The organism is Roseospira navarrensis (assembly GCF_009601025.1).
Lineage (GTDB): Bacteria > Pseudomonadota > Alphaproteobacteria > Rhodospirillales > Rhodospirillaceae > Rhodospira > Rhodospira navarrensis.
Genome location: NZ_WIVE01000103.1, coordinates 1 through 8,379 on the forward strand (window position 1 = coordinate 1; position 8,379 = coordinate 8,379).

The following is an 8,379-nucleotide window of genomic DNA, read 5'->3' on the forward strand; positions in this document are numbered from 1 at the left end:
CCGGATCGCGGATCACGATGACAACGGGCAAAGACCCCATCCTGAGACGATCACACGATCCGGTGCGGGGCCCCGGGTGGCCACCCGGGGCCCCGCAACCCGGCATCTCCACAATGCCACAAATCAAACAGACAATCCTGAGGGAGCCCCCGCGACCATCGGTCCGATGGTCGCGCGCCTTTGCCGCGACGCGACGCGTCGCCGGGGGCGACCGAAGGACCTCGTGAGGCTGGGGCGACCCCATCCGTGTCACAGAACAGTCATCCGGGTTCGGAGCCCCGCCGGTCGGAACGGTCCCCGGGCGCCGGCGGTGATATCGCTAACAGTTGACGCCATGCCGGTTTGCGGGCACGATTCCCACGAGGCTGGCCCACATCCTGCACTGATTGGTCGTCATGGCCAGATCACGGTCCCCGAAAGGCAAGACGGGCGGACGCCCCCCGCGCAAGGCCCCGACGATGGCCGACGTGGCCCGCCGGGCCGGTGTCTCCGCCATGACGGTGTCGCGCACCCTGAAGGGCACCGGGCCCGTGACTCCCGAGACCCGCGACCGGATTTTGCAGGCGGTGGAGGACCTGGGCTACGTGCTGGACCTGTCGGCCGGCGCGCTGTCGTCCAAGAAGACCGGGTTCGTCTCGGTGCTGATCCCGTCGCTGAACAACTCCAACTTCTCGGACACGGTCTCGGGCATCACCGAGGTGCTGGACACCGAGGGCATGCAGGTCCTCATCGGCATCACCAACTATTCGCGGCTGCGCGAGGAACAGGTGATCGAGACCATGCTGCAGCGCCGCCCGGAAGGCATCATCGTCACCGGCGGCACCCATACGCCGCGCGGGCGGCTCATCCTGGAGAAGGCGGGCATTCCGGTCATCGAGACCTGGGACCTGCCGGCCGCGCCCATCGACCACGTGGTGGGGTTCTCCAACGCGGCCACCATCGAGGACATGATGGCCCGCCTCGTGTTCCGGGGCTATCGCCGCATCGCCTTCATCGAGGGCGAGCACGGCGAGGACACGCGCGGACAGGACCGCCGCGCCGGCTATGAGCGCGCCGTGCAGGCGCTGGGTCTGGAGCGGGCCTGCGTGATTTCATTGGGGCGTCCCCCGGTCACCATGGCCCAGGGCAGCCCCGCCGTGGTGCGCCTGATGGAGACCTGGCCGGAGGTGGAGGCCGTCATCTGCGTGTCCGACCTGCCGGCCTTCGGGGCCATCATGGAATGCCACCGGCGCGGCTGGGCGGTGCCGGACCGGCTGGCCATCGCCGGATTCGGCGATTTCGAGGTGGCCCGCCAATGCTGGCCGTCGATCACCACGGTCTCGGTGGGCAGCCGCGACATCGGCACCCGCGCCGGCGCCCTGATGCTGGAGGCCATCCAGGCGCACCACACCGGCGAGTCGCTGCCGCCGCGCCTGATCCGCACGCCCCACACCCTCATCGAGCGGGACAGCACCGCCGGCCGGCCGGAGGGCGCCACGGCCGGCCGGGTGGCCTGACCAGCAGTTCTCATTTTGGCCGCGCTGCCTCCGAAGGGTCCTGCTGGGAGGTCCAGGCGCGAACCGAACTCCCTCCCCTGGATAGGGGAGGGCTGGGGTGGGGTTGAAAAAAGCCCGTGGGGTTGAAAAAAGCCCGTGGGGTTGAAAAAAAGCCCCAGGGGTTGATGCGGCAAGTGGGGTCCGCGCGGAAATGAACGCGCCCCCCTCCCAACCTCCCCCCGAAGGGGGGGGAGGAGAACAGGCCGGCACCGGCCGCAACCGTTGCTCTCCCTCCATCCTGAGAATTGCTGTGGCCTGACCGGATGACTTGACCGGGGGAGCCGCGCGTCCTATGTCGCCCGCATGCACCCGGACCGTCTTGGCCCGGCCTGATCGGCTGCGCTAAACTCCGGGAACACATGCCGCGCCCCGCTCCGAGGATTCCTGACATGGCCGTTCTGCCCATCATCGTCGCGCCCGACCCGCGCCTGAAAAAATCCGCCGAGCCCGTGGACGCGGTGGACGCCGAGATCGCGCGCCTGATGGACGACATGCTGGAGACCATGTACGCCGCGCCGGGCATCGGTCTGGCGGCGCCCCAGGTGGGCGTGCTCAAGCGCGTGATCGTGGTGGACGTGGCGCGCGAGGGCGAGGACCCGCGCCCGATGGGCCTCGCCAACCCCGAGGTGGTCTGGGAGTCGGAGGAGACCAACAGCCACGAGGAAGGCTGTCTCTCCCTGCCCGAGATGTACGACGACGTGGTGCGGCCGTCGCGGGTCTCGGTGCGCTATCTGGACCGGGACAACGTGGCGCGCGAGATCGAGGCCGATGGCCTGCTCGCCACCTGCATCCAGCACGAGATCGACCACCTGAACGGCACGCTGTTCGTCGATCACCTCAGCAGCCTCAAGCGCAACATGATCCTGCGCAAGCTGCAGAAGAAGAAGAAGAGCGGGACCCTGGCCGCGTGACCCTGTCCGTCGTTTTCATGGGCACGCCGGACTTCGCGGTCCCGGCGCTGGAGGCCCTGGCCGAGTCCCATGACGTCGTGTGCGTCTACTGCCAGCCGCCGCGTCCCGCCGGGCGCGGCAAGAAGCCCCGGCCGTCTCCCGTGCAGCGGGCGGCGGAGGCGCGGGGCCTGCCCGTGCGCCATCCCGCCACCCTCAAGGATCCCGCCGACCGGCAGGCCTTCGCCGACCTGAAGGCGGACGTGGCCGTGGTGGCGGCCTATGGCCTGATCCTGCCGCGTCCGGTGCTGGAGGCGCCCCGTCTGGGCTGCGTCAACATCCATGCCTCGCTGTTGCCGCGCTGGCGCGGCGCGGCCCCCATCCACCGCGCCGTCATGGCCGGCGACCCGAACAGCGGCCTGACCATCATGCGGATGGAAGCGGGCCTGGACACCGGGCCGATGCTGCTCAAACGCGCCGTGCCCCTCGGGCCGGAGACCACCACCGGCGACCTGCACGATACGCTGGCCGCGCTCGGCGGGCCCCTGGTGCTGGAGGCGCTGGCGGGCCTGGAGGCCGGCACCCTGACCGAGACCCCGCAGCCGGACGACGGCGTGACCTACGCCGCCAAGATCGACAAGGCGGAAGGGCGGCTCGACTGGACCCGCCCGGCGGCCGACCTGGACCGGCTGGTGCGCGGGCTCTGCCCGGCGCCGGGCGCGTTTTTCGACCTGGAAGACGACCGCCTGAAGGTGCTGAAGGCCGCACCCGTCCCGGGTCGCGCCGATGCGGCCCCGGGGACGGTGCTGGACGACCGCCTGACTGTGGCGTGTGGGGAGGGTTCGGCGCTGCGCCTGGAGCGGGTCCAGCGCCCCGGCAAGGGCCCGGTGGAGGCGGACGCCTTCCTGCGCGGCCGCCCGGTCCCCGCCGGCACCCGCCTGCCCGGCGCTTGATCGCCCTCCCGTGAGAGGACACCCGCCGCATGATCGCCTGGGTCTGGACGCTGTTCACGATCGGGGCGGTCAGCCTGATCGTGCTTGTGGGTCAGCACCGCTGGACGCTGCCGCCCTGGCTGGTGCCGGTGCTGATCTTCACCGGCTTCGGCGGCATCCTGCTCGGCATGGGCCTGTTCACCCTGGCCCTGATCTTCGGGTGATCGGGCCGGTGCCGCTCGGCGGGTGGGTCAAACTCCCCCGCCGCTGGTATCAAAGGGTGGCACGAACAGGCTTTCCGCATGCCGGACGGGGCGGTTCAAACCACAGCCCCCCCCGGTCCTACCGCACGATCAGCGCCACGCCGGAGGTATAGTCGTCCTCCAGCGGGCGGCGGTCGGGCACCTCGCGCAGGGCCTCCAGCGTGATGGACAGCGCCAGCGACGCCGACCCTTCGTCCGTATCCAGGCCCCCGGCGCCGCCGCCGGTCTCGTCATCGGCGGTGTCGTCGTCTTCGTCATCCGGATCCAGCCCGCCCTCGATGGTGACCAGGGCCCCCCGGGTGCGGATCACACCTTCCAGGCAGGGCAGCCAGTCCGGCGGTCGGGCCGCCCAGGGCGTCAGGCCGGAGTCCATGTCCTCCTCGGGCGGCACCAGCACGGAACCCGGATCGCGCGCGGCCTCGCGCAGGGCGGGAACGTAGACCTCGGGACGCGGGTCCTCCTCGTCGTCCATCAGGGCGCCCAGTCGCTCCATGGCGCTCAGCAGCACGCCGTCCGGCTCGGTCTCCAGGGCGATCAGGCGCGGCAACCGGCTGAGTCCGCCCACCAGGAACGCCTCGGACAGGCCGCTGACCAGGGCCGAGGCCAGGGCCCCGCCCCGCGCCGGCACCACCAGCAGCGACACGCTCTCGCCGCGCGCGTGCATGGCCTCGGCGATGTCGTAGGACAGGGTGGACAGCCCCTCCCGCGCCGGTAGGGCATGGGCGGCGTAGGGCGTGAACGGCAGCGCGCCCTCGCGCACGGCCCGGTGGAACCGCGCCCGGCAGGCCGCGCCGTCGCTCCCATCCGCCGGCAGGGGCGTTGCGCGGGCCGTCTGCAGGAAATCCAGCAGTTCGCGCGGGCAGGGGTTCGGCACCACGACATGCAGCGGGCGCGGCGTCAGTTGCGCCATGACCACGGCCGTCCGCACCAGTTCCGGATCGCCCAGGGTCACCAGCGGCGCGTCCTTCGACGCCACGGCCGCGCGGTGGCCGGCCGCCTCCAGCGTCGCCAGATGCACCAGAATGCCGAACAGACCGCGCGCCTGCCACGGCAGGGTCGCGGTCGTGGCCTCCAGGCGGCGCACCGACAGGGTCAGGTCCGCGCTGTCCGAGGGCACTTCGGACACATCCGCCATCAGGAACGGCTCGCCCAGCAGATCGGCGGCCCGGCGCGACAGGGTCTCGACCTGGGCCACATAGTCCGCATCGGTCAGCCCCAGCCGCCGGGCCACATGGTAGGCGGTCATGAGGGTGCGGTAGCGCACGAAGGGGTTGCGGTCCAGGCTTTCCGGAAACCCGAGCTTGGGGCCGTCGAGGAATCGGTTCAGGCCGTGCTCGATGCCGTCGCCGCTCTCGGCGAGCGCGCAGCGGAACCCCAGCGACAGGCCGGGGTCCACCACACTGCCGCAGCCGGCGCAGGCGATCTCGGCAACCACGCCGGTGGGACCATAGTCGGTGCTGCCGATCATGGAAGGGGGACTCCGTTCAAGGGGAACACAGAAACCGCGCGGCCCGGTCAGGCCGCCAGGTGGGCGATCAGGCGGCGCATGAAGCCGACCCCGGCCCGCACCTGATCGACGCTGATGAACTCGTTGGGCTGGTGGGCCTGGTCGATGGATCCGGGCCCGCACATGATGACGGAATGGCCGGCCTGCTGGAACTGCCCGGCCTCGGCGGCGAAGGAGACGGCGCCGGTGGTGTTGTCCCCGGTCAGGCGGCGGACCAGCCGATCAGCCTCGGAGTCCGTCTCCTGGCGGAAGGCGGGCACGCTGGCCAGCCGCTCGATGCGGATGCCCGTCTCGGGCGCGACGCGGCGCATGTCCTGTTCCATCCCGGCGGCGAGGGCGCGGAACTCCGCCTCCAGCGCGTCCAGGTCGTCGCCGGGCACGTCGCGCACGGCCCACACGAAGGAACAGGCGCGGGAGATGATGTTGTGCGCGGTGCCGCCCTGGATGGCCTCGGCGGTGATGGTGGTGTAGGGCGGATCGAACAGCGCGCCCGGCACGGGCGCTCCCGCCCGCTCCCGCGCGCGCTCGCCCAGCCAGTGGACCAGCGAACACGCGGTCATGACGGCGCTCACCCCCCGGTCGGCCTGGGCGGCGTGGACCTCGCGCCCGGTGACCTCGACCCGGTAGACGCGGATGCCCTTGTGCATGGCGACCACCTTCATGCTGGTGGGCTCGCCCACGATCACGGCGGCGGGGCGGGGCAGGGCGCGGCCGATCTCGGCGATCATCGCGGGGGCGCCGAAGCAGCCCACCTCCTCGTCATAGGACAACGCCAAATGGATCGGCCGCTTCAGGCCGGCGGCCCGCATCTCCGGCACCAGGGCGAGGGCGATGGCGGAAAAGCTCTTCATGTCGGCGGTGCCGCGGCCGTACAACCGGCCGTCGCGCTCGGTCAGGATGAAGGGGTCGCTGTCCCAGGCCTGGCCGTCCACGGGCACCACGTCGGTATGGCCGCTCAACACCACGCCGCCCTCGACCATGGGGCCGATGGTGGCCAGCAGGTTGGCCTTGGTGCCGTCGGCGTTGGGGATCAGGGTGGCCTCGACGCCGTGGGCGGCCAGGTGGTCGCGCACGTCATGGATCAGCGCCAGGTTGGACTCCCGCGAGGTGGTATCGACCCCCACCAGCCGCCGGATCATCTCGACGCTGGGCTGGATGTCGGGGTCGGCGACCACGGCGGACGGCATCATCGAGGGTTCTCCTGAGGGGATGGCCGCACGGCAGAAGACAGCGCGCCGCGCGGCGGCGATTGAGGCTCCCAACCTGGGACGGATCGGCCCCGGGCGCAAGCGCCGGCGCTGATATCAGACCCCCTTGCCATTGCCGGGCGGGGGAGCGGGATTCTATAAGGTGGCTCGACACCGCCCCGCCCGTTCCATTCCCCGCAGGAGGTCGCCCGTGACCATCGCCAGCATGACCGGATTCGCCCGCAGCCAGGGCCACGTGGCCGGGCCCCTCGGCGGGGCCTGGGTGTGGGAGGCCCGCAGCGTGAACGGGCGCGGTCTGGACATGCGGCTGCGTCTGCCCTCGGGCCTGGAGGCGCTGGACGCCCCGGCGCGGGCCGCCGCCGGGCGGCGCTTCAAGCGCGGAAACCTGACCGTCACGCTGGCGTTCGACCCCACCCGCGACACCGCCGCGCCCGTGGTCAACACGGCGCTGCTCGACACCCTGGCCGAGGCGGCGGCGGCGGTGGCAACGCGCCATCCCGATCTCGCCCCGGCGCGGATCGACGGCCTGCTGAGCATCCGCGGCGTTCTGGAGAGCGCCGAGACCACCCTGGACGATGCCGAGGCCGAGGCCGCGCGCACCACCCGCGACGCCGCCCTGATGGCCGGCCTGGACCAGGTGCTGGATGCCCTGGCCGCCGCCCGGGCGGAGGAGGGCGCGCGCCTGGATCCGGTGCTGACCGGCCTGCTCGACCAGATCGACGGCCTGCGGGGGCAGGCGACCGGCCTGGCCTCGGCCCAGCCGGAGGCCCTGCGCGAGCGCCTCCGGGGCCAGGTCGCGGCCCTGACCGACGCCGGGTCCGGGCTGTCGGAGGATCGCCTGTATCAGGAGGCCGCCCTGCTGGCCGCCAAGGCCGACATCCGCGAGGAGCTGGACCGGCTGGCGGCCCACGTGCAGGCCGCGCGGGATCTGTTGGCGGCCCAGGAGCCCGTGGGCCGCCGCCTGGACTTCCTGTGCCAGGAGTTCAACCGGGAGGCCAACACCCTGTGTTCCAAGGCCGCCGAGACGGCCATGACCAGTCTGGGCCTGGAGTTGAAGGCCGCCATCGACCAACTGCGCGAGCAGGTCCAGAACATCGAATAGGGCCGTCCCCATGACCGACATGCCGCCCCCGCCCGGCTTCCGGGCTCCGGCCGCCGCGCCGCTGAACGTGGACCACACCGGCCGGCCGATCCGTCGGCGCGGGCTGATGCTGGTGCTGTCCTCGCCCTCCGGCGCGGGCAAGTCCACCATCAGCCGGGCCTTGCTGGCCGACGATCCGGACCTTCGCCTGTCGGTCTCGGTGACCACCCGGCCGCCGCGCGCGGGCGAGGTGGACGGCCGCGACTATCACTTCATCGCCCCCGAGCGCTATCACGAGATGGTCGCGAGGGACGAACTGCTGGAACATGCCCGGGTGTTCGACAACTACTACGGAACACCCCGCCGCGCCGTCGAGGACGAACTGGCCGCCGGCCGGGACGTGCTGTTCGACATCGACTGGCAGGGCACCCAGCAGCTCGCCGACCGCCTGCCGCGCGATCTGGTGCGGGTGTTCATCCTGCCGCCGTCCAAGGGCGAGCTGGAGCGCCGCCTGCGCGCCCGCGCCCAGGACCCGGACGACGTGGTGGCCCGCCGCATGGCCAAGGCGGCCGACGAAATGAGCCACTGGGCCGAGTACGACTACATCGTGGTCAACACCGACATCGACGCCGCCATCGCCCGGGTGCGGGCCATCCTGACGGCGGAACGCCTGCGCCGCGACCGTCAGCCGGGCCTCGCCGACTTCGTCAACGCCATGCGCGACGAGGGGTGAGGGTAGGGGAGCCACCGCCCGTGCGGGGTGCGCCCGCCCGGCCTTGGCGCAGGGCAACGGGCTCAGGTTACCATGACGGCACGGTCCGCGCCGTCAGAGCCGGCCTCTCAAGATCCCTCGTCTCGCTTCGCTCGCTCGGGATGACAAACGAAAACGATAGGATGTCATCCTGAAGCCGCGAAGCGGCTGAAGGATCTCGAGCGTGGGTCTCCGATCCGCTGCAAAGACCTGCG

8 protein-coding genes are annotated in these 8,379 nt (G+C 71.7%); 6 read left to right on the top strand and 2 right to left on the bottom strand.

The window, feature by feature from the left end; all coding sequences use genetic code 11:
• The first annotated feature begins 458 nt into the window (after positions 1 to 458).
• The 4 genes from GHC57_RS18190 to GHC57_RS18210 all read left to right on the top strand — a co-directional run bounded on the left by GHC57_RS18190 (position 459) and on the right by GHC57_RS18210 (position 3,578).
• Positions 459 to 1,496 (top strand): LacI family DNA-binding transcriptional regulator, encoded by a 1,038-nt coding sequence (locus tag GHC57_RS18190; protein ID WP_211369243.1) that lies wholly within the window; start codon positions 459 to 461, stop codon positions 1,494 to 1,496.
• A 428-nt stretch (positions 1,497 to 1,924) separates the two neighbouring features.
• Entirely contained in the window at positions 1,925 to 2,446 is a 522-nt protein-coding gene (def, locus tag GHC57_RS18200) for a peptide deformylase (RefSeq protein ID WP_153346938.1), read from the top strand.
• A 2-nt stretch (positions 2,447 to 2,448) separates the two neighbouring features.
• Positions 2,449 to 3,375, top strand: coding sequence for a methionyl-tRNA formyltransferase (fmt, locus tag GHC57_RS18205; RefSeq protein WP_153346948.1), 927 nt, complete (start codon positions 2,449 to 2,451; stop codon positions 3,373 to 3,375).
• Positions 3,376 to 3,404: 29 nt separating this feature from the next.
• Positions 3,405 to 3,578 (top strand): hypothetical protein, encoded by a 174-nt coding sequence (locus GHC57_RS18210; protein ID WP_153346940.1) that lies wholly within the window; start codon positions 3,405 to 3,407, stop codon positions 3,576 to 3,578.
• A 118-nt stretch (positions 3,579 to 3,696) separates the two neighbouring features.
• Here the strand turns inward: GHC57_RS18210 and GHC57_RS18215 are convergent, their stop codons facing one another.
• On the bottom strand, positions 3,697 to 5,085 hold the full coding sequence (locus tag GHC57_RS18215; protein ID WP_153346942.1) for a PALP domain-containing protein: 1,389 nt from the start codon (positions 5,083 to 5,085) through the stop codon (positions 3,697 to 3,699).
• A 47-nt stretch (positions 5,086 to 5,132) separates the two neighbouring features.
• Positions 5,133 to 6,314 (bottom strand): acetylornithine deacetylase, encoded by a 1,182-nt coding sequence (argE, locus tag GHC57_RS18220; RefSeq protein WP_153346944.1) that lies wholly within the window; start codon positions 6,312 to 6,314, stop codon positions 5,133 to 5,135.
• 208 nt (positions 6,315 to 6,522) lie between these two features.
• Between argE and GHC57_RS18225 the strand changes: the two genes are divergently transcribed.
• Together GHC57_RS18225 and gmk are read left to right on the top strand one after the other, a co-directional pair.
• The gene (locus GHC57_RS18225) at positions 6,523 to 7,434 is read left to right on the top strand and encodes a YicC/YloC family endoribonuclease (RefSeq protein ID WP_170294967.1); all 912 of its coding nucleotides are present in this window, start codon (positions 6,523 to 6,525) and stop codon (positions 7,432 to 7,434) included.
• Positions 7,435 to 7,453: 19 nt separating this feature from the next.
• Positions 7,454 to 8,146 (top strand): guanylate kinase, encoded by a 693-nt coding sequence (gene gmk / locus GHC57_RS18230; protein WP_153346952.1) that lies wholly within the window; start codon positions 7,454 to 7,456, stop codon positions 8,144 to 8,146.
• The last annotated feature ends 233 nt before the right edge of the window (positions 8,147 to 8,379 follow it).